We start from the raw sequence: 20,279 nt of genomic DNA on the forward strand, positions 1-20,279 counted from the left end.
CACGGCGCCGCAAAGTTAACATTGCGGCTCACGGTTTACAACTGCTTCTGCGGCTAACAACGAAAAATGCCGTTCAGCGCTTAACTGAACGGCATTACTGCCGAAGCAGTCCTTTTTTGTTTAACTGGGCCAGTATCAGCCGCCGTAGAGCGAACGGCCGCTGGCGTTGGGATCGAGGCGCTTGAGCGTTTCGACCATGCTGCCCATGCCCTCGGCGCGGCCAGCGCCGTCCTGACCGTCCTCGATACGGCGCGCGCCGTTGTAGCGCGTCACCCAGTAGGCTGCGCGCATATCGTCGACGCGGATCTTGCTGCCCGTGGACGGGGCATGCACGAACTTGTTGTCGCCGATATAGATGCCGACGTGCGAGAACGTCTGGCGCATGGTGTTGAAGAACACCAGGTCGCCCGGACGCAGGTCGTTGGCGGCTACCGTAGTGCCCACCTGGCTGATTTCGACGGAGCGGCGCGGCAACATGAAGCCGAACGTGTCATTGAACACGTAGCGGACAAAGCCGCTGCAGTCCAGGCCGGATTCCGGGCTGTTGCCACCAAAGCGGTAACGCACGCCAATCAGCCCCAGCGCATTCATGACGACGTCGCCAGCCTTGCTGGCAACGCGGCTGGTGGAGCTCACGACCGACGACAGCAAGCCGCGCTTGCCTTCCACATGTGCGTCCGCGCCCATCTGGGCGGTGGCATCGAGACGGGCGTCAGGGTCCTTGAACACCGTATCCGCCAGCACTCCATTCGAGACAGTCGCACCGCAGGCAATGCAAATTCCAACGGCGGCGCGCGCCAGGGAATGAAGCACCGATCTCTGCATTGGTTCTCCTGATGATTCGTTAATGACCAAGCCCCGGGATGCACTCCGGGGCGGGCAAGGTATTACGGGGATTCGTTGCCTTGGGGTCGGCTACGCAATAAGCGCGCCAGTCACATTGCACCTCGAACGTGCTGCTCCCGAATCAATGCGAAGGGCAGACCACCCCCAAAAATAGTTCTCGCGGGATGGTAAAGGGTTGTCATCGACATGTCAAAGTTCGTTACAAATTCGGCGAAAATGACATAGCAATCAACGATCTAGCTCAGTTTTCGCATCTATTTTATTGGTTTCCGCATGACAAACAAATGACGCCTCCCACGGGGAGGCGTCATTGCTGCGGAGCACCGGTTTCAGGCTGCACCAATCTGGGCAGCGGCCATCAGCTTGCGCGTATACGGATGTTGCGGCGCTCCCAAAACCGTCTCGGTTTCCCCGGTTTCCACCACTTCCCCGGCCTTCATCACGATGACGCGATGGGCCATGGCACGTATAACGGCAAGATCGTGGCTAATAAAGAGGTAGCTGAGGTTATATTTATGCTGAAGTTGCGAAAGCAGCGCCAGCACCTGCTGCTGGATCGAGACATCAAGTGCCGAAGTCGGCTCATCCAGCACCAGCACCTGCGGCTTCAGGATCAGCACCCGGGCAATGGCGATGCGCTGCCGCTGCCCCCCCGAGAACTCGTGCGGATAGCGCCCCAGCGCAGTGCGGTCCATGCCGACTTCGCGCAGGGCTTCAATGACGCGCTGGCGCGTGGCTTCGCCCGAAAGACCCGGCTGATGCAGGGCCAGGCCCTCACCCACGATCTGCTCGATCGTCATGCGGGGCGACAGCGAGCCGAACGGATCCTGGAACACCACCTGCATGCGCGAGCGCAGCTTGCAACGGTCCTTGCGGGTCGCACCGTCAAAGCTGCGGCCCAGGAAGTGGATGGTCCCTTCGCTCTTGCGCTGCAAGGCCAGCACCGTATGGGCCAGCGTGGTCTTGCCGGAGCCGGACTCGCCGACGATGCCGATGGTCTCGCCCTCGCGCAGCTGGAAATCGACGCCCTTGACCGCGGCAAACTGGTCCTTGCCGAACCATCCCGCGATGCCCGCGCGCTTGCGTGCATAGTTGACGCAAAGCCCGCGCGACTCAAGCAGGACCGGCGCGAGCGGCACCAGCGGCAGCACTTCGCGCCGCGGCCGGCTGTCGATCAGCTTGCGGGTATAGGGATGCTGGGGCGAGGCAAATACCTGGGCGGTCTCCCCGGACTCGACCAGTACGCCCTTCTCCATCACGCCGACGCGCTGCGCGAAGGCACGCACGAGGTTCAGGTCATGGGTGATCAGCATCACGGCCATGCCGAATTCAGCCTGCAGGTCGCGCAGCAGATCCAGGATCTGCGCGCGGATGGTGACGTCCAGCGCGGTTGTCGGCTCATCGGCGAGCAGCAGCTTGGGGCGGCAGGCCAGCGCCATGGCGATCATGGCGCGCTGGCGCTGCCCGCCGGATAGCTGGTGCGGGAAGCTGTCGAACCGGTGCGCCGCGTCGCTGATGCCGGTGCGCTCCAGCAAGGCGATGGCGCGCTCGCGGGCGGCACGGCGGTCCAGGCCTTCGTGCAGCGCCAGCGTCTCGACGATCTGGTTGCCGATCGTATACAGCGGGTTCAGCGCCGTCATCGGCTCCTGGAAGATCATCGCGATATCGGCGCCGCGGATAGCACGCATCTCGCGGTCGGACACCTCCATCAGGTTCTTGCCCTCGAAGCGGACTGCACCCTCGTAATGCGCGTCTTCGACCAGGCGCAACATCGCCAGCGCCGTCACGGTCTTGCCTGAACCCGACTCCCCCACCAGGGCGTAGCGTTCGCCGGCGCGCAGGTCGAAGCTGACTTCGCGCACCGCGCGCGTGACATCATCGCCGTGACCGAAGGTGACGGACAACTTTTCCACACACATCAGCGTGGTGCCCGGCACCGGATCCGGCGCCGGTGGAAACTCTGCAGCCTCCTTGATCTGCGGCATGACGCTCATTGCGTCACTCCTGCCGGCGCACCGGGGGCCGGCGGCACCTTGGGTGCCACGCGGCCGCGCAGCGCGGCCAGGCCGAGACGGGTGTCGAAGGCATCGCGCAGCGCGTCACCCATGAACGTCAGCAGCAACAAGGTAATCACCAGTACGGCAAAGGTCGACAGCGAGATCCACCATGCATCCAGGTTGGCCTTGCCCTGCGCCAGCAACTCCCCCAGGCTTGGCGTGGTGGGCGGAACGCCCAGGCCCAGGAAGTCGAGGCTGGTCAGGGCCAGGATGGCTGCGCTCATGCGAAACGGCAGGAAAGTGATGACGGGCGTCAGGCTGTTCGGCAGGATATGCCGCCACATGATCTGCACGTTGGACAGGCCCAGCGCCCTCGCCGCCTTGACGTAGTCGAGCGAGCGGTTGCGGTAGAACTCGGCACGCACGTAGTCGGACAGGCCCATCCACCCGAACAGCGACAGCAGGATGATCAGCAGCGCCAGGCTTGGCTCGAAGATCGAAGCAAAGATGATTAGCAGGTAGAGTTCCGGCATCGAGCTCCAGATCTCGATGGCCCGCTGCGAGAACAGGTCGAACCTCCCGCCGAAGAAGCCCATCAGCGCCCCGGTCAGCGTGCCGATCAGCACGCCGAGGATGGTCAGCGCGAGCCCGAACAGCACCGATACCCGAAAGCCATATAGCAGACGCGCCAGCACGTCGCGGCCGCGATCGTCGGTGCCCAGCCAGTTTTCGGCCGAGGGCGGCGCCGGGTTGGGCTCCTTGGCGAAGTAATTGAGCGAATCGTACGAATAGTGGTTCAGCGGGAACACCGCAAAATTGCCGTTCGTCGTGATCCGGTCGCGGATGTAAGGATCGAGATAATCGGCCGGTGTGGCGAAATCGCCACCGAAGGTCGTCTCGGAATAGGTCTTGACGATCGGGAAATACCATTCCCCCTTGTAGCGAACCACCAGCGGCCGGTTGCTCGACAACACCTCCGCGCACATGCTGAGGACGAAGATCGCGACAAACAGAACCAGGCTCCAGTAGCCCAGCCGGTTGCGGCGAAAGCGCTGCCAGGCGCGCTGGCGGGGTGACGGCGAATGCGGCAGGCCGTTGGGCGCTGCATGCGAGAGGAATTTCATCGGTGCAACGCCTCGAAGTGGATACGCGGGTCGACCATCACGTAGCAGACATCCGAGATCAGCCGGGTAACCAGGCCGATCAGCGTGAACAGGTAGAGCGTGCCCAGCACCACCGGGTAATCGCGCCGCAGCACGGCCTCGTAGGACAGCAAGCCGAGGCCGTCCAGCGAGAACAGCGTCTCGATCAGGAGCGATCCGGTAAAGAACGCGCCGATGAACGCCGCCGGGAACCCGGTCACCAGCGGAATCAGCGCGTTGCGGAATACGTGCTTCCACAGCACACGACGCTCGGCCAGGCCCTTGGCGCGGGCCGTCAGCACATACTGCTTGCGGATTTCCTCGAGGAAGGCGTTCTTGGTCAGCATCGTCACCACGGCAAAGCTGCCCACCACGGAGGCCGTGATCGGCAACACCAGGTGCCAGAGGTAATCCATGACCTTGCCCATCAGCGTGAGCTGGTCCCAGTTATCCGACGTCAGGCCGCGCAGCGGGAACCACTGGACAAAGGTGCCGCCGCCGAACAGCACCAGCAGCAGCACGCCGAGGACGAATCCCGGAATTGCGTAACCCACCAGCACGACCATGCTGGTCACCACGTCGAACCGGCTGCCGGCCCGGATGGCCTTGGAAATGCCGAGCGGCACCGATATGAGATAGGTCAGGAAAAAGGTCCACAGCCCTATGCTGACCGATACCGGCAGCTTTGACTTGACCAGTTCCCACACGCTGCGGTGCTGGAAATAACTCTCGCCAAGATCAAAACGGGCGAAGCGCTTCAGCATCAGGAAATAGCGCTCCAGCGGCGGCTTGTCGAAGCCATAGAGCGCCTGGATTTCCTTGATCTTCTCGGGGTCGACGCCACGGCGACCCCGGTACTCGGCGCCGCCACCGCTGGCTTCGCCACCGCCACCGCGGCCCTTGAGTTCCATCATCATCTGCTCGACCGGTCCGCCCGGGACAAACTGGATGACGACGAATGTCAGCGTGATCACCCCGATCAGGGTCGGGATCATCAGCAGGATGCGCTTGAAAAGGTAGGCAAGCATTGGCCGGTTCCTTTGTCGCTCAGCGGGCTTCCGGCCGCGCGTCCCTGCGCCACCAGTTGCTCAGAATCCAGCCCTCGGCCGTGTAGAAATAAGGCAGGCGTTCGGGATAGGCCAGTTCCTTGCGGTACGAGACCCGATGCGATGCACTGTACCAGTTCGGCACAATGTAATAGCCGTGCATCAGCACGCGGTCCAGCGCGCGTCCGGCGATGACCAGCTCCTCTCGCGTATGGGCGTGCAGGACATTGTCCACGAGGCGGTCCACGACCGGAGATTTCAGGCCGAACAGGTTGTCCGAGCCCGGCGTGCCGGCCGCCTCGGTGGAGAAACGGTCGCGCAGCTCGTTACCCGGGCTTTGCGAATCGGGGTAACGGATCGACACCATATCGAAGTCGAAGTCCTCCAGCCGCTTCTGGTATAGCGCGAAATCCGTGGTGCGCTGATGGACCTGGATGCCGAGCTTCTCGAGGTTGCGCACGTAGGTGGTGATCACCCGGCTCATGGCACCACCGTCATCCAGGAACTCGAACACCAGCGGCTCGCCCTTGGCGTTGCGCAATGCATCATCGGTGTAGGTCCACCCGGCTTGCGCCAGCAGGCGGCGCGCTTCGCGCAGGTTATCGCGCAGCGAACGCGGCGCATTGGTGCTCGGCTGCGTAACGTCCGGGCCGAACACCTCGGGCGGCAGCTGTGCGCGCATCGGCTCCAGCAGCATCAGCTCGCCCGGCCCAGGGCGGCTGTCAAAGGTGGCGCTGGCGGCCAGCTCGCTGTTGGAGAACCAGCTGTCCAACCGCTTGTAGGCGCCATAGAAGAGCTGCCGGTTCAGCCATTCGAAATCCAGCGCCAGAATCAGCGCCTGCCGGACTCGCACGTCCTGGAACATCGGCTTGCGCATGTTCATGACGAAGCCCTGCATACCGGCACCGTTGCGGTGCGGGAACTCGGTCTTCAGCAGTTCGCCGGTGCGGAAGCGCGTGCCCTGATAGCTCTTGGCCCAGTTCTTGGCGCGGTACTCGACAATGGCATCGAACTCCCCGGCCTTGAAAGCCTCCAGCTTGGCGGTCTCGTCCTTGTACAGCCGGTAGACCACGCGCGCGAAATTGAAGGTGCCGCGCCGCACGGCCAGATCCTTGCCCCAGTACTTGGGATCGCGCTTGAAGATGATGCCGCGGCCAGCATCGTAGCGCTCGATGAGGTAAGGCCCGCTGGTAATCGGCTCTTCAAAGGTCAGTTTGTCGAATGAAACCTTCTCGGTCCATTTCTTGGAGAAAACCGGCAGCGAGCCGACGATCAGCGGCAACTCGCGGTTGCGCTGCTTGAAATCGAAGCGCACGCTGCGCTCCCCGGTCACCACCACCGCCTTCACGTCCGTGCACATGCTGCGGTAGCCGGGGCTCGAGGCCTTGCTCATGAGCATGTCATAGGAATACTTGACGTCCGACGCCAGCACCGGGTCCCCGTTGGAGAAACGCGCCTCTGGCCGGATCGTGAAGCTGACCGAGAGCTCATCGGGCGCGACCGTCACATCGCCGGCCAGCAGGCCATAGGCGCTCGCGGATTCGTCGGCGCTGCTGATCAGCAGGGACTCGAACATCAGCGCATTCAGCCCGGGGGCCGAGGTGCCCTTCAGCGTAAACGGATTGAACTTGTCGAAGCTGGTGCGGCGGTCGGGATTGGCGAGCGTAAGGGTGCCGCCAGCCGGCGCATCGGGATTGGCATAGTCGAAATGCGTGAAATCCGACGCATACTTGAGATCGCCGTGTAACGCGAAACCATGCGCCGCATTCGCTATGGAGGGAACTCCCGCAGCCAGCACCAATGCCAGCCCAAACTGCAGTACCGCGCCCCGACGGAAGCACTGCCATGCCGCCTGCAGCGGCCAACGTGCTTGAATAGGCATCCCGTTGGATTCCTCCACTTAGACCTGTGGGACCCGGCGTTCTGCGGCCGGGCCAAGTTATGAGACAATTTTACATGCGTTCGGGTAGGCTCCAGCCATCCGGACATTCCCTCTACACGGCGCAATAAAACGGCCGGGAGACACCCGGGAGCGCGTCGGCCCGCGGGCCGACGCACGAAGCGTGCCCAATACACCACCTTGGAGAACTTATGGGATTTCTGGCAGGTAAGCGGATCCTCATCACCGGCTTGCTTTCGAACCGCTCGATTGCCTACGGCATCGCATCGGCGTGCAAACGCGAAGGCGCCGAACTGGCCTTCACCTATGTCGGCGAACGGTTCAAGGACCGGATCAGCGACTTCGCCAAGGAATTCGGCAGCGACCTGATCTTCGAATGCGACGTCGGCAGCGACGAGCAGATCGCCGCAACCTTCGCCGCCCTGGGACAGCGCTGGGAAAAATTTGACGGCCTGGTGCACTCGATCGGCTTTGCGCCGCGCGAAGCCATTGCCGGCGACTTCCTCGATGGCCTGTCGCGCGAAGGCTTCCGCATCGCCCACGATATCTCGGCATACAGTTTCCCGGCACTGGCCAAGGCTGCCCTGCCGATGCTGTCGGACAAGGCCTCGCTGCTGACGCTGACATACCTGGGCTCCGAGCGCGTGGTTCCCAATTACAACACCATGGGCCTGGCCAAGGCCTCGCTCGAAGCCAGCGTGCGCTACCTGGCCGCTTCGGTCGGCCCGCGCGGCATCCGCGCCAACGGCATCTCGGCTGGCCCGATCAAGACCCTGGCTGCCTCGGGCATCAAGGGTTTCGGCAAGCTGCTGAGCCACTTTGAAGACGCCGCCCCGCTGCGCCGCAACGTGACCATCGAAGAAGTCGGCAACGTGGCCGCCTTCCTGCTGTCCGACCTGGCCAGCGGCGTCACCGGCGAAATCACGTATGTCGACGGCGGCTTCAACGTTGTCGGCGCCAGCGTGCCCGGCGAAGAGTAATTCTGCGCCGCCAGACAGAAAGGGTGCCAGCTCGCGCTGGCACCCTTTCTTGTTTCTGCGCCGGCCCGGGCGGCGGCTCCGCCCGGACAGCCGACGTTACTCCCGCATCACATCCCCCCCCCGCCCCCTCCGCCGAACGCGCCATCAAGCAGAACCGTTCCGACGCATCAGCCGAACCGTGAAGCAGGAGCCCCGCCCTTCGGTGCTCGTCACGGAAACTTCTCCCTGATGCAGCTCCACCGCCAGCTTGACCAGATACAGCCCGACGCCGGCGCCCGCCGTGCCGGCCACGTTGCCGCCCCGGACGTAGCGCTCGAAGAGATGATCGACGTCCTTCCTGGGGATGCCGATGCCGTGGTCGGTCACGGCAACGCAGACCGCCTCCGCGTCGCCGGATACATGGACCGTGACCGGAGTCCGTTCCGGCGAGTACTTGATCGCATTGCCGACCAGATTGCTGAAGGCCTGGAAGAGTAGCCTAGCATCGCCATGGAAAACTTCCGGAACGCCGGCATCCACGACTTCTTCAATGACCGCGGCCGGCGAGCTGTCGCGATGCATCTCGCAGACCTCATGGAGCAGCAGGCTGAGCGAGAAGTCGGTGCAGTGCAGCGAGCTCAGCTTGCTGCCGTCAAGCAGTTGCGAAGAATCGAGCAGGTGGTCGATCAGGTTGGTCATGCGCAGCACCGCCGCGCGAATCCTTGCACAGCGTTCGCCGAGCACCTCCGCGCCTGGGACCTCCTTCATCCGCACCAGCCGCTGCGCGTGCCCGTCAATGACGTTCAGCGGCGTGCGGAATTCATGCGACGCCATCGAGACGAAATTGCGCTGGAGCTCCGCCATGCGCCGCTCGTTCTCCAGCGTGTCCTGCAGCACCGCCGCCTGCGCGGCGAGCGCTGCCTGGCTGCGTTCCAGCTCCAGCGTGTTGTCGCGGAAACGGACCACCGCGCGGGCAATATCGCCGATCTCGTCCTGCCGGCCGGCACCGGGAATCTCGACATGTGCGTCGTTGTCGGCAATGCGGTTCATGCGTTCGACCAGCCCGGCAATCGGATTCGATACTGCCTTGAGCAGATAGCCAACCGCGGCAATCACGAGGCAGCCCGAGACCAGGATGGCTGCCGCAATCAGGCGCCATGCGTCCCGATAAGCCTCGGCTTCGCGCTCGGTCGCGCCAGCGGCGCCAGCCACATTGCGCTCGGTCAGGATGCCCAGCGTGCCGTTGGCCTGGTCAAATGCATGCCGCGAGTCGCCGTGGTACAGCTCAATTGCCGCGGCCTTGTCGTTGCTCCGCGCCAGCGCCATGACGCGCGTGGCAAGCCGCCGGTATTCGGCCCATTGATTGATGAACCGCTGGTAGAGCGCAAGATCGGCGGGATCATGCTCGATCTTGCCGTAACGGCTCTCGCCCATTGCAATGATCTCGTCCAGCGCCGTGGCCTGCCGCTCGGCGGCGCGCTGATCGACGCGCGAAGTCGCGATCAGCATATCGCCCTCGGTGGCACGATAATCGGAAATATAATTGTTGAGGTCGCCCAGAATGCGGTTGCTCTGCAGCCAGCGCCCACTGATCTGGGCTGACACCCTGTGAAAGCTGCTGAGCCGGTCAATGCTGAAAGCACCGACGCCGATCACCAGCAGCAGGAACAGCACAAACACCAGCGACAGGCGAACGCGGATCGGCCGCAGCATCGGCATCGACCCGGAAAGGCGGGCCAGCTTCCGGCGCAGCAGGGGCTGCCCCGGCGCATCATGCAGCGGAGAGCGAGTCGTGTGCGTCATGGGAGATAATCCTGAGGCTCGCCACGCGCAACCAGGCGCGGTTCAGACGAGTACGGCACCAACACAAAGTTGCAGGCGGGGCAGCCATGAAGCAAACCAGTGGAAGAATTCTCTGCATCGAGGATGACTCCGAGACGGCGGAACTGATCGCGGAAGAACTGGTTGAACGGGGATTCGACGTCAGCATCGCACACAACGGCGAACAAGGCTTCGCTGCCATCCTGCGCGAGACCCCCGATCTGGTTCTGTGCGATGTCAGCATGCCGGTGATGACGGGCTTCGAACTGCTCGAGAAGATTAGCGCATTGACACCACGCTTCGCCGACTTGCCTTTCGTTTTCCTTACAGCGCTGGCGCAGCGGGATGCCGAGCTCAAAGGCCGCCGCCTCGGGGCCGACGACTATGTCACCAAGCCTGTGGATTTTGACATCCTCGAGAGCATTATCGAAACCCGGCTGGCCCGCGTCGCCAGGGCGCGCCCCGGCCAGCCGGGCGTCAGCCTGAGCGAACGTGAAATCGCCGCACTGCTGTGGTCCGCGCGCGGCAAGACCTCGGGCGAAATCGCAACCATTCTGGGGCTGTCCAAGCGCACGGTCGATTTCCATATCGACAACGCACGCCAGAAGCTGGGCGTGGCAACCCGCATCGAGGCCGTCGTCAAAGCCGCTTCGGCCGGCATTATCAAGCTCTGATCCGGCCCCCGTCGCCGGAAACCATCCCGGCAGCGCCGCATAGTGCAGCCCCTCCTCGAGGCCGGCCTACTGTGATCAATCACAGTACGCAAAAAACCTGCCGGCAAATAGAATCACCGCAAATTCATCGCTGACAGATGACGGGCGCCGATAGTCATGCGCTCGCGGTGCACGATGTAAAGATTCGACAGATTCATTTTCGACACGGAAATTGGCGGGAAGCAGTGTGCCGGCCGTCAGGCGGCGCCGCATTTGTCCGGCGCCGGCGTCGCCTCGTGCCATGTATTCATCTGAGCAGCAATTTGCGATGCAGTCGGACACTTCTTCTTCGCCCGAGCCTTACAGCGGGGACGGAAACCGCTTTCCGGGGGGCCGGCCAGCAGCAACGACGCTGATTCATATCTGGCCGGCCAGCGCCCTGGGCGAGGAAGATACCGATCTGACCGCCTATCTGGCATCGGCATGGCGCAAGCTTCATGCGACCAGCCGCCGCCCGCCTCGCTGTCCTCGCTGCCATAGTGGCGGAGCAACGAATAACGGCGCGGATTACAAGGGCTTGCCGCAGTTCGTTTGCGACCAGTGCCACCGGCGATTCAATCGCCTGAGTGGGACCCCGATGGCGCGGCTCCGGCCGGATGAAGGCACCCTGCACGCGTTCTTCGGTCTGGCTTCGCAACACATGTCCGTTGCCGAAGCGTCGCGCAGACTCGGCATCAACGCGGAGACCGTGGTGCGCTGGTCTGTCCAGTCCCGCCTGTGGCTACTGGAACTGGATCCGTCAGGCAGTTGGGAGCGGCACGTGCACCTTGCCGTTCACTATGCCGTGATCCCCGAGGATCAACAGGGCAACGCACCTTCGGGCGGGCTTGGCTGCAGATGCTCTCCGGTTCGCAGCGCAAGCGCTGCGAACGATATGCCGGCCCTGCTGCGAGTCTGCCCGCTATGCGAGCAAGGCAGGCATCCATCGCAGTTGAGCACGGGCTAACCGGTCCGTTGTTCCGGTGATCCTGCGGCGCGGCGTTCAAGCGCGCCCCGTTGTGTCCCTGCGATCCGGGAAGCCGGCTCCTCATGCGTATCCAGCCAGCTCGCGTCAAGTGAATGCGACACCCGCAATCGCTCCGGGCCGACCGGAAGCTTCTCCGCAATGCATTGGAAAGCGAATTGAAATTACAAGCCGTCATCCATGCGCCCATCGTTGGTGAGCGTTTCATGTTTCAACGACCAACCCGCAGAAGCGCCGGCGCGGCGGCCCTGCTACTCTGGGCAACCCAGGCCGCATGGGGCGTGGAACTCACCGGGGACACCAACCTGATACCGCTGGTGCCGGCAGCAAAGAAGGCACTCCCGCCAGACGGCGAAGCCGGTAGCGGATGGAATCGGGTGACCAGCCCCCCGCCTGCCGGCGCCAGCGTGCCTGTGGCGCCGCCCGCCGCTCCCAGCGACCAGGAAAAGCTCAAAGGCCTGGTGGGCCCCGGCTTCTCTCTGTGGGAGCTGTCGGAAGAATTGCGCGCCAACAATCCGCAGTTGATTCAGGCTCGCGCGCTCTATCAGGCGGCCAAGGCCACGGTGCCGCAGATTGCCGCGCCCAACAATCCGCAGGTGGGCCTGATCTGGGGAAACCTGCCCAAGAACAGCCCGCTGGCGCTTGCCCGCGCCGAGTCGTTCAGCTACACCCTGACGCAATCGTTCCCGTTCCCCGGCAAGAAGGCGCTCGCCGCCGACATCGCCAACACCCAGGCCGAATCGCTGGACGCCCAACGTGACGCGCTCTTTCTGCAGCTTTATGCCGAGCTGAGTACGAGCTATTTCCAGGCCTTGTCGCAAAAGGCCCAGCTTGACGTACTGCGCCTGAATCTCAAGCGCCTGGAGCAGGTCAAGCAGGTGGCTCGCATCCGCTATGCCAACAACGCGGCGGGCTATGTGGATTACCTCAACGCTCAAGTCGCGCAGAGCAGCGCACAGAATGATGTGTTCGGGCTCGAGCGCCAGTATGACAACGCGCTCAAGAACATCAATGCCCTGATCGGCAAGAACCCGGAGTTCCCGCTCGAGCTGCGCCCCGACGCCAGCGCCGTGCGCCTGCCGCCTGTGCCGCTGCCCGAACTGGAAGACACGGCCCTGCGCGAGCATCCCAATGTGCGCGCATCCCGCTTCCAGGTGGAAGCGGCAGAGAAAGGCGTCCGCCTGGCCCGCAAGGCTTACCTGCCTGACTTCCAGATTATCGGCACCTTCAACGGCAGCAACCCGCCGCTTGGCTTCAAGCCGGCCAGCTACGGCATCGAGTTCGACGTCATCATCCCGCTGTTCTTCTTCACGAAGGAGAAATATGGCGTGGACGAAGCTGTAGCCAACAAGGTGGCGTCCGACGCCAATGACCAGTCGGTGCGGCAGCAGACCCTGCTGGCGGTGGATACCGCGCACAACAACCTGCGCCAGGCGGTCAAGCAGGCCGAGTTCCTGCGCGACCGCCAGGTGCCGGAGGCGATGGCCGCCTACAAGATGGCGTTCACCAACTACGCCAACAACAGCGCGAATTTTGCCGATCTCCTGGCTGCCAGCTCTGCCCTGAAGACCGCCGAACTGGCGGTGACGCAGGCTGAATCGCAGGCACGCCAGGCTTACTACACGCTGGCCGCGGCAGTCGGGCGCGACAAACTATAACGGTCGCAAGACATTGAGCTTATGAACAAGAATCTGATGGTCGGCGCCGGCTTCGTGGTGGCTTTGGCGGGCGGTATCTGGGGTGGAAAATACTGGGCGCAGCAACAAGCCCGGACCGTAGCGCCGGCCGCAGTCCCGGCCGCCCAACCCTATGGCAAGGCCGAGCCGGCCAAGGCTCGCCCTACCCCCACCGTGCTGGCCGTGCCGCAGGGAGGGTTCGATCCGAACGTGGTCAAGACCGCCGTCTTCAACGCGCAGACCGTCACGCTCGACACCCCCACGCCCGGCAAGCTCGCCTACAACGTACAGCAGGCCAAGCTGGCCTCTGCGCGCGTCGCCGGCCGCGTCGAGCGCATCCTGGTCTACGAGGGCGCAAAGGTGACCGCCGGCCAGCCGCTGGCGGAACTGTATTCGCCCGAATATATCGCCGCGCAGAATGAATTCCTGCTCTCGCACAACGCTTTCCACACCCTGAGCAGCAGCGACCTGAAGGAACTGCTGGACGATGCCAGGCTGACCATGCAGTCGTCGGAGAACAAGCTGCGCGTGCTGGGTGCCACGGCGGCTGACATCGCCCGCATCCGCGAACGCGGCGCCATCTCCGAGACACTCACCATCCGCGCGCCGATCACCGGCACCATCGTCAAGCGGGATATGGACCAGGGCTCCTATCTCAACGTCGGCGATTCGCTGATGAGCATTATCGACACACGCGTGATCTGGTTCACGGGCAACCTGTATGAGAGTGACATCAGGGGCGTGCGGCTGGGTCAGCCCATCGAGGTCGAAACCCCCGCATATCCGGGGCGCCGCTACGCCGGCCGCGTCAGCTTCATTGCGCCGAATGTCGACGCCGATACCCACACGCTGCAAGTGCGCTGCGACGTGCCGAACCCGGATGGCATGCTCAAGCCGGAGATGTATGCCACCGCGCGCATCGTCACCGGCAATGCGCAGGCACTGGTGGTGCCGCAGTCAGCCATCGTCAAGGACGAGGGCAAGCTGGTGCTGATGACCATGCCCGACGAGAAGCACGTCGAGCGTCTGCTGGTGCAGGGCACGCCGCGCAGCGACGGCTCGTTTGCCGTTACCGGAGGCGTTCCGTTCGGCGCACCGCTCAGGGTTGTCACCCAGGGTGGCATGCTGCTCAACGAAATGCTGCTCAAGCAGGAGTCCTGAGATGGTCTTCTCGCCGATCCGCGGCATCCTGAAACGCCGTCTGCTTATCGTGTTCCTGGCCGCCGGGCTGCTTGCCGCCGGCGTGCTGAGCTTCCTGCGCCTGCCGCTGCAAGCGTATCCCGGGGTAGCGCCGGTGACGGTGCAGGCCATCACGCAATGGCCCGGCCGCAGCACGGTCGAGGTCGAGCAGCAGATCACCATCCCCGTGGAAAACGCACTCGCCAGCGTGCCCGACGTGCAATCGTTCCGCTCGGTGTCGCTGTTCGGGCTGTCGGTGGTCACGGTCAAGTTCAAGGAAGGCGTGGACAGCTTCAAGGCACGCCAGAACTTCGTGACCTACCTGTCGCAGGCAAACCTCCCGCAAGGCGTGCAGCCGAGCCTTTCCCCTGACGGCGACGCCACCGGCGAGATCCTGCGCTACCGTATCGAGGCCAACGGCGTCGACGTGACCACGCTGAAGACCTACCAGGACTACAGCGTCTACAAGGAAATCAAGCACGTCCCCGGCGTGGCGGACATCACCGCTTTCGGCGGCATGGTCAAGCAGTACCAGATCGTGCCCACGCCGGAGAAGCTGCAGGCTTACGGCCTGTCGCTCAAGCAGGTGGTGGATGCCGTCTCGAACGCCAACGCCAATACGGGCGGCGGGCTGATGAAGGCCGGCGAACAGCAGTTCGTGGTGCGCGGCGTGGGGCTGTTGCAGACGCTCGATGACATCCGCAACGTCACCGTTTCGGAAGTCAATGGCGTGCCGGTGCGCGTGCGCGATATCGCCGAGGTGCGCATCGGCAACAATCCGCGCCTGGGCATGGTGCAGTTCGACCAGCACGACGACATCGTCGAGGGCATCGTGCTGATGAAGCGCGACGAGAACGCCACCGAAGTGCTGGCACGCGTGCGCGACAAGATCGCGGAAGTCAACCAGCACGTGCTGCCCGCCAGTATCCGTGTCAAGACCTTCTACGACCGCCAGAACCTGCTCGACATCACCATGGGTACCGTCGAGCATGCGCTGTTCGTCGGCATTTCGCTGGTGCTGGTCGTGCTGTTCATCTTCCTTGGCAGCTTCCGCGCGGCGGCAGTGGTGGCGGCGGTGATCCCCCTGGCGCTATGCGTGTCCTTCATCAACATGGACCACTTCAAGGTGCCGGCCAACCTGATCTCGCTCGGGGCGATCGACTTCGGGCTGATCGTGGATGCCGCGGTGATCGTGATGGAAAACATCATGCGCCACCTGGAGGAAGGGAACACGAATGTGGAGGACGCCATCGTCAGGGCCACCAGCGAAGTGCAGCGGGCCATGATCTTCTCCACCGGCATCATTATCGTGGCGTATTCGCCGCTGTTCTTCATGGGCGGGGTGGAAGGCATCATCTTCAAGCCGATGGCGTTCACCATGGGCTTCGCCCTGCTGGCCTCGATCGTGCTGGCGCTGACCTTCGTGCCCGGGGTGACCTCGTTTGTCTTCAGCGGCGCGCTGCGGCCACACTCGCCGCGCTTCATCGAAGTCATCCTGCGCGGCTACAAGCCGCTGCTGCGCAAGCTGCTGCAAAAGCCGGGCCTGGTGTTCCTGACAGCCTTCCTCGGCCTGGCCGCCACGCTCTACAGCTCGCGCTATCTCGGCACCGAGTTCCTGCCGACACTGGAAGAGAACAACCTGTGGCTGCGGGTCACGTTGCCCAATACCGTCGACCTCGACTATTCGGCTTCGATTGCGCGCGACCTGCGTGGCTATTTCCGCCAGCAGCCCGAAGTGCAGACGGTATCGGTGCAGATCGGCCGCCCCGACGACGGCACCGATTCGACCGGCGTGTTCAACCAGGAATACGCGCTCTACTTCAGGCCGCCAGCCGACTGGCCGAAGGGCGCTACCAAGCAGCAGGTGGTGGATCGGCTGTCAAAGCATCTGGATCGGATCCCGGGCATCGAGTACAACTTCTCGCAGTACATCCAGGACAACGTCAATGAAGCGCTGTCGGGGGTCAAGGGCGAGAACTCGGTCAAGATCTACGGTGCCGACCTCCTCACGCTGCAGGACAAGGCGAAGGAAGTGGAATCGATCCTGAAGAAGGTGCCGGGACTGGCCGACGTCGGCATCTTCAAGGAACTGGGCCAGCCCACGCTCAATATCACCGTGGACCGTGAAAAGAGCGCGCGCTTCGGCATGAACGTCAACGACATCCAGTCGGCCGTGCAATTTGCCATCGGCGGCGATGCGGTGACGCAGATCCTGGAAGGCGAGAAGACCTTCGGGCTGTCGGTGCGATTGAACGATGCTGCCCGCAATAATCCGGACGTGATCGGCCGCCTGCTGGTCGATACGCCCGACGGCCAGCGCATTCCATTGTCGATGGTGGCAAAGGTGGAGGCGACCGACGGGCCGTTCTTTGTCTACCGGGAATCCGGCAAGCGCTATATCGCGATCAAGTTCGGCGTGCGCGGGCGCGACCTGGGCAGCGCGGTGGCAGAGGCACAGGACAAGGTTGCCAGGGTGGTTTCGCTGCCGGCCGGCTACACCATGTTCTGGGACGGCCAGTTCAACCAGATGAAAGTCGCGCAGAAGAAGCTGGCGGTGATCGTGCCGCTGACCATCCTTGTCATCTTCCTGCTGCTGTACAGCACCTTCGGCAATTTCAAGGATGCATTGATGGTCGTGCTGAACGTGCCGTTCGCGGCCATCGGCGGCCTGCTGTCGCTGCATATCGCAGGCGAAACGCTGAGCATCTCGGCAGGGATCGGCTTCCTCTCGCTGTTCGGCATCGCGATCCAGGACGGCGTGATCCTGATCTCCTACATCAACCGGCTGGCGCGCGAGGACCAACTGCACGAGGCCGTGGTCGAGGGCGCCGCCCTGCGGCTGCGTCCGGTGGTGATGACGGCGATGCTTGCCGGCCTGGGCCTGTTGCCGGCGGCCTTGTCGCACGGCATCGGCTCGGAAGCGCAGCGCCCGCTGGCGCTGGTCATCGTCGGCGGCATGGTGACCACCACCTTGCTGACGCTGCTGGTGCTGCCGGTCGTGTTCGCCTGGGTCAACCGTCATCGCGCCCGCCCGGGAGGACCGGATGCGGTCTCGCTGACTCCGGCCGAAGGCGTTTAGTGCATGTACGTGCCGACCACAAATGGGAGCTTGCCATGATCAGGAAAGGTGTCATTCGGATTTCGCTGACGGCGGCGCTTTGGCTGGCAGTCGGCCTGGCCGCCGCCTCGCCCGCCAGGACTGGCCAGAAGCAAGGCACCCGGCAGGGGGCAAAGCCCGCCGCCCCGGACAACCGCAATTCGGTCCTGCCCGCAAACGTCCGGCGCTAGTGTCCGGGCTACCCGCACATCGACGCCAATGGCCCGTTCTGGCAAAGTACGGTTCTTTTTGAAGCCGGAATGGCCGTCTGACGTCCTTCGCCCGCGTGGCTGGCCGCACGTTCTCCCACGGGGACCGGTGCGGACGCTTGCCACGAAATGACGCGAGAATCACTCTGACAGTGCCTCCGGGGAAAATCAATCACCGCCTTGCCACCGGAACCCCGGCGCAGGGCGGACGCCAGCCAGGGAGCACCATCGTGAAGCCAACCAGTCGAGCCGCCGCGCTGCTGCTATGGGCGGCGCTGTATTTCTGCTCGGGGTATGTCTCCCACCAGATCAACGGGCCCTTTGCTGCCACAGGGTATATCTGGCTGCCCGCAGGCGTCACCGTGGCGGCGTTCATGCTCGCACCAGCCTCGCGCTGGCTGCTCCTTGGCGTGGCCTTCTTCGTCGCGCAGATGCTGCTGGGCTGGGTCGAAGGCCGCGAGGCGATGCGCATGGTCCTGTTTTCCCTCGACGAAATCGGGTTCGCGGCGGTCGCGGTGGCCCTGGTGCGTCTTACCGGGTTCTCCACCGTAGGCCTTGCCTTCGTGCGCGGACTGCTGATCGCCGGGGTGATATGCAGCACCGCCAGCGCCGCCTTCGGGGCTGGCTGGTTCAAGCTGGTCATGGACGTGCCGTTCTGGCCAACCGCCCGCATCTGGGCCGCCGCCGACCTGGTCGGCATACTGATCATGACACCGGTGCTGGCAGGCTGGTCGCACTTCCGCGCCATGCGTTCCGGCGGCATGAGCCGCAGCGACTTCCTGTTCGGGCTGGCGGCCTTCACCGCACTGGTGGCGACCACCCTCGTCATCTTCGACGGCGCGGGCCTGCCCTTGCTGCCGCCGGGCATCGTATTCGCGCTGACCTATATCCCGCTTTTCTTCATCACCGTGGTCACCCTGTTTTGGGGCGGGCGCAGCGGGTCGGTGGCGGTCGCGATTCTCGCAAGCTTCGTCCTGCTCAACACCAGCCAGGGCGATGGACCCTTCGCGGAGAGCGCCGCGCATCACGGCCGTTCGCTGCTGGAGGCGCAGCTCTACCTCGCCGTGGCAGCACTGCTCACCCTGCTGATCAACACGCTGAAGACCAGCCGCGAGCAACTGCATGAGCAGTCGGCCAGCCGCCAGAACGATATGGAACTGGCACTGGCCGCCAGCTCCCAGCTGGTTTACCGCCTGGACCCCCATAGCGGCAGGATACGCTGGAGCGGCAACCTGCAGCGCGCCCTCGGCGTGCCGGAAACCGCTTTTGCCGACCTCGACCAGGTGCTCGCCCGTGTTCATCCGGACGATCGCGCGCAGGTAAGAAGCCGCTGGCTGCGCGAGAGCGATGGCGAATCCCGCAGCGACCTTCGCTTCCGCCTGCAGTTGCCGCCCGGCAGCACGACCACGGTATTGGACATGAGCGGCCCGCTGCTGGATGGCGACGAATCGGTTGCAGTCATTGCCGGCGCCTGGCGCTTGCAGGAGCCCGCGCAGCTCGAGGGGCGGAGTGCGGCATGACTGGCCCGAAGGGCACCGGCACCGGAGCGCTACTGATTCACGGGCTGGGCGGCACGCAGTTTGACCTAGGACCGATGCACAAGGCCTTGCGCCGTGTCGGCGTGCAAACCCACGCGATCACGCTGCCCGGCCACGGCGGCCAGCCGGAAGATCTGGTGCCCGTGCTCGCCGAGGACTGGCTGGAATCGGTCACGCGGGCCTACGAGGAGCTGGTCGACCAGTATGAAACCTTCCATGTGATGGGGATGTGCATGGGCGCGCTGCTGGCGCTTGCGCTCTGCGAGCGCAAGCAGCATCGCAAGGGCCGGTTGGTGGCGCTGGCAGCGCCGGTATTCATCGATGGCTGGTCGACGCCCTGGTACCGCTGGCTGCGCTATCCGGTCTATCACATTCCCGGCCTGCCCGCGCGGATCAGGGTGGATGAGGACGAGCCGTACGGCATCAAGAACGACCTGGTGCGCGCGGTCGTCAAGGCCAAGTTCGAGCGCGGGGACAACTTCCACTATCGCTGGGTCCCGCTGGCCTGCGTCCGGCAGGTCGACCGCCTGCGCCGCTGGGTGCAGGCCGGGGCCCGCCGTATTGCCTGCCCTACCCTGGTGGTACATGCGCGCGAAGACGAGCTGACCAGCCTGCGCTCGGCCGATTTTCTCGAAGCTGCGGTACCCGATGTGCGCAAGGTCGTGCTGGAAGACAGCTATCACATGATCTGCGTCGACAATGACCGCGAGCAGGTCGTCAGCAGCGTGCTGGACTTCCTCGGCTTCGACCCCGCCCGCGCACGCCGGCAAGCCCGGAGAACCGTCGAAGTGCCGATGGTGGCAGAAGCCGTCAACACGCTGATCGATGAATACATCGCCGCGCTTACCACGCAACACTTCGAGGCGGTGTTCCCGCTGCTGGCACCCACGGTGCGATGGCGGCACCTGGGCAGCCATCCGCTGGCAGGCGCTTACGATGACCGCGACGCAGTCATCGCGATGTTCGCGCGGCTGGGCAAGCTCGCCGGCGAGTCAGTCCAGATTGCCGCGACGAGCGCGCCCCGCATTGAAGGCCAGACCGCCGAAATCAGCCTGGCAGGCTCGTTCGTGGCGGACGGCCAGGCTGTCGAGTGGCGCGGCACGCAACGCCTGCAATGCAGTAATGGCAGGATCACGGCCGTCGAGTACCGCCCCGCGGCCGGCGCGGATGTCGAGCCTGTACCCGCGTAAGG

The 20,279-nt window shown here is 64.0% G+C and carries 15 protein-coding genes; 9 read left to right on the forward strand and 6 right to left on the reverse strand.

The annotated features are described in order from the left end of the window. Nucleotides 1-135: 135 nt before the first annotated feature. The 5 genes from RM96_RS23400 to RM96_RS23420 all read right to left on the reverse strand — a co-directional run bounded on the left by RM96_RS23400 (nucleotide 136) and on the right by RM96_RS23420 (nucleotide 6,913). Nucleotides 136-825 (reverse strand): C40 family peptidase, encoded by a 690-nt coding sequence (locus RM96_RS23400; RefSeq protein WP_039014074.1) that lies wholly within the window; start codon nucleotides 823-825, stop codon nucleotides 136-138. A 350-nt stretch (nucleotides 826-1,175) separates the two neighbouring features. Further along, on the reverse strand, nucleotides 1,176-2,840 hold the full coding sequence (locus RM96_RS23405) for an ABC transporter ATP-binding protein (protein WP_082016686.1): 1,665 nt from the start codon (nucleotides 2,838-2,840) through the stop codon (nucleotides 1,176-1,178). Further along, nucleotides 2,837-3,967, reverse strand: a complete 1,131-nt coding sequence (locus RM96_RS23410; RefSeq protein WP_039014076.1) for an ABC transporter permease — start codon at nucleotides 3,965-3,967, stop codon at nucleotides 2,837-2,839. The genes RM96_RS23405 and RM96_RS23410 overlap by 4 nt, the downstream gene beginning before the upstream one ends. Further along, nucleotides 3,964-5,013 carry a microcin C ABC transporter permease YejB gene (locus RM96_RS23415; protein WP_039014078.1) on the reverse strand — a complete coding sequence of 350 codons (1,050 nt, stop codon included), beginning with the start codon at nucleotides 5,011-5,013 and terminating at the stop codon, nucleotides 3,964-3,966. Before RM96_RS23415 ends, RM96_RS23410 begins: the two co-directional genes overlap by 4 nt. Before the next feature lie 19 nt (nucleotides 5,014-5,032). Continuing rightward, on the reverse strand, nucleotides 5,033-6,913 hold the full coding sequence (locus tag RM96_RS23420) for an extracellular solute-binding protein (RefSeq protein WP_039014080.1): 1,881 nt from the start codon (nucleotides 6,911-6,913) through the stop codon (nucleotides 5,033-5,035). 209 nt (nucleotides 6,914-7,122) lie between these two features. On the opposite strand from RM96_RS23420, the gene fabI reads away from it, so the two are divergent. Beyond that, nucleotides 7,123-7,911 (forward strand): enoyl-ACP reductase FabI, encoded by a 789-nt coding sequence (gene fabI, locus RM96_RS23425; RefSeq protein WP_039014081.1) that lies wholly within the window; start codon nucleotides 7,123-7,125, stop codon nucleotides 7,909-7,911. Nucleotides 7,912-8,055: 144 nt separating this feature from the next. Here fabI and RM96_RS23430 read toward each other — a convergent pair whose 3' ends face one another. Next, nucleotides 8,056-9,693, reverse strand: a complete 1,638-nt coding sequence (locus tag RM96_RS23430) for a sensor histidine kinase (protein WP_039014082.1) — start codon at nucleotides 9,691-9,693, stop codon at nucleotides 8,056-8,058. Nucleotides 9,694-9,779: 86 nt separating this feature from the next. Here RM96_RS23430 and RM96_RS23435 point away from each other — a divergent pair, with 86 nt between their 5' ends. The 8 genes from RM96_RS23435 to RM96_RS23470 all read left to right on the forward strand — a co-directional run bounded on the left by RM96_RS23435 (nucleotide 9,780) and on the right by RM96_RS23470 (nucleotide 20,277). Beyond that, nucleotides 9,780-10,385 carry a response regulator transcription factor gene (locus RM96_RS23435; RefSeq protein ID WP_039014083.1) on the forward strand — a complete coding sequence of 202 codons (606 nt, stop codon included), beginning with the start codon at nucleotides 9,780-9,782 and terminating at the stop codon, nucleotides 10,383-10,385. A 280-nt stretch (nucleotides 10,386-10,665) separates the two neighbouring features. Next, nucleotides 10,666-11,370, forward strand: coding sequence for a DUF746 domain-containing protein (locus RM96_RS37560; RefSeq protein WP_082016687.1), 705 nt, complete (start codon nucleotides 10,666-10,668; stop codon nucleotides 11,368-11,370). A gap of 224 nt (nucleotides 11,371-11,594) precedes the next feature. Further along, the gene (locus RM96_RS23445) at nucleotides 11,595-13,046 is read left to right on the forward strand and encodes a TolC family protein (RefSeq protein WP_238587383.1); all 1,452 of its coding nucleotides are present in this window, start codon (nucleotides 11,595-11,597) and stop codon (nucleotides 13,044-13,046) included. A gap of 21 nt (nucleotides 13,047-13,067) precedes the next feature. Then, complete coding sequence (locus RM96_RS23450; protein WP_052279695.1) at nucleotides 13,068-14,225, forward strand: efflux RND transporter periplasmic adaptor subunit; 1,158 nt, start codon at nucleotides 13,068-13,070, stop codon at nucleotides 14,223-14,225. Nucleotide 14,226: 1 nt separating this feature from the next. Beyond that, nucleotides 14,227-17,322 (forward strand): efflux RND transporter permease subunit, encoded by a 3,096-nt coding sequence (locus RM96_RS23455; protein ID WP_039014084.1) that lies wholly within the window; start codon nucleotides 14,227-14,229, stop codon nucleotides 17,320-17,322. A gap of 35 nt (nucleotides 17,323-17,357) precedes the next feature. Continuing rightward, nucleotides 17,358-17,531 carry a hypothetical protein gene (locus RM96_RS39480; protein ID WP_193752513.1) on the forward strand — a complete coding sequence of 58 codons (174 nt, stop codon included), beginning with the start codon at nucleotides 17,358-17,360 and terminating at the stop codon, nucleotides 17,529-17,531. Between the two features lie 248 nt (nucleotides 17,532-17,779). Then, nucleotides 17,780-19,069 carry an MASE1 domain-containing protein gene (locus RM96_RS23465; RefSeq protein WP_082016688.1) on the forward strand — a complete coding sequence of 430 codons (1,290 nt, stop codon included), beginning with the start codon at nucleotides 17,780-17,782 and terminating at the stop codon, nucleotides 19,067-19,069. Then, nucleotides 19,066-20,277, forward strand: a complete 1,212-nt coding sequence (locus RM96_RS23470; protein ID WP_039014087.1) for an alpha/beta fold hydrolase — start codon at nucleotides 19,066-19,068, stop codon at nucleotides 20,275-20,277. Before RM96_RS23465 ends, RM96_RS23470 begins: the two co-directional genes overlap by 4 nt. Nucleotides 20,278-20,279: the final 2 nt, after the last annotated feature.

This window comes from Cupriavidus sp. IDO, assembly GCF_000812465.1.
Lineage (GTDB): Bacteria > Pseudomonadota > Gammaproteobacteria > Burkholderiales > Burkholderiaceae > Cupriavidus.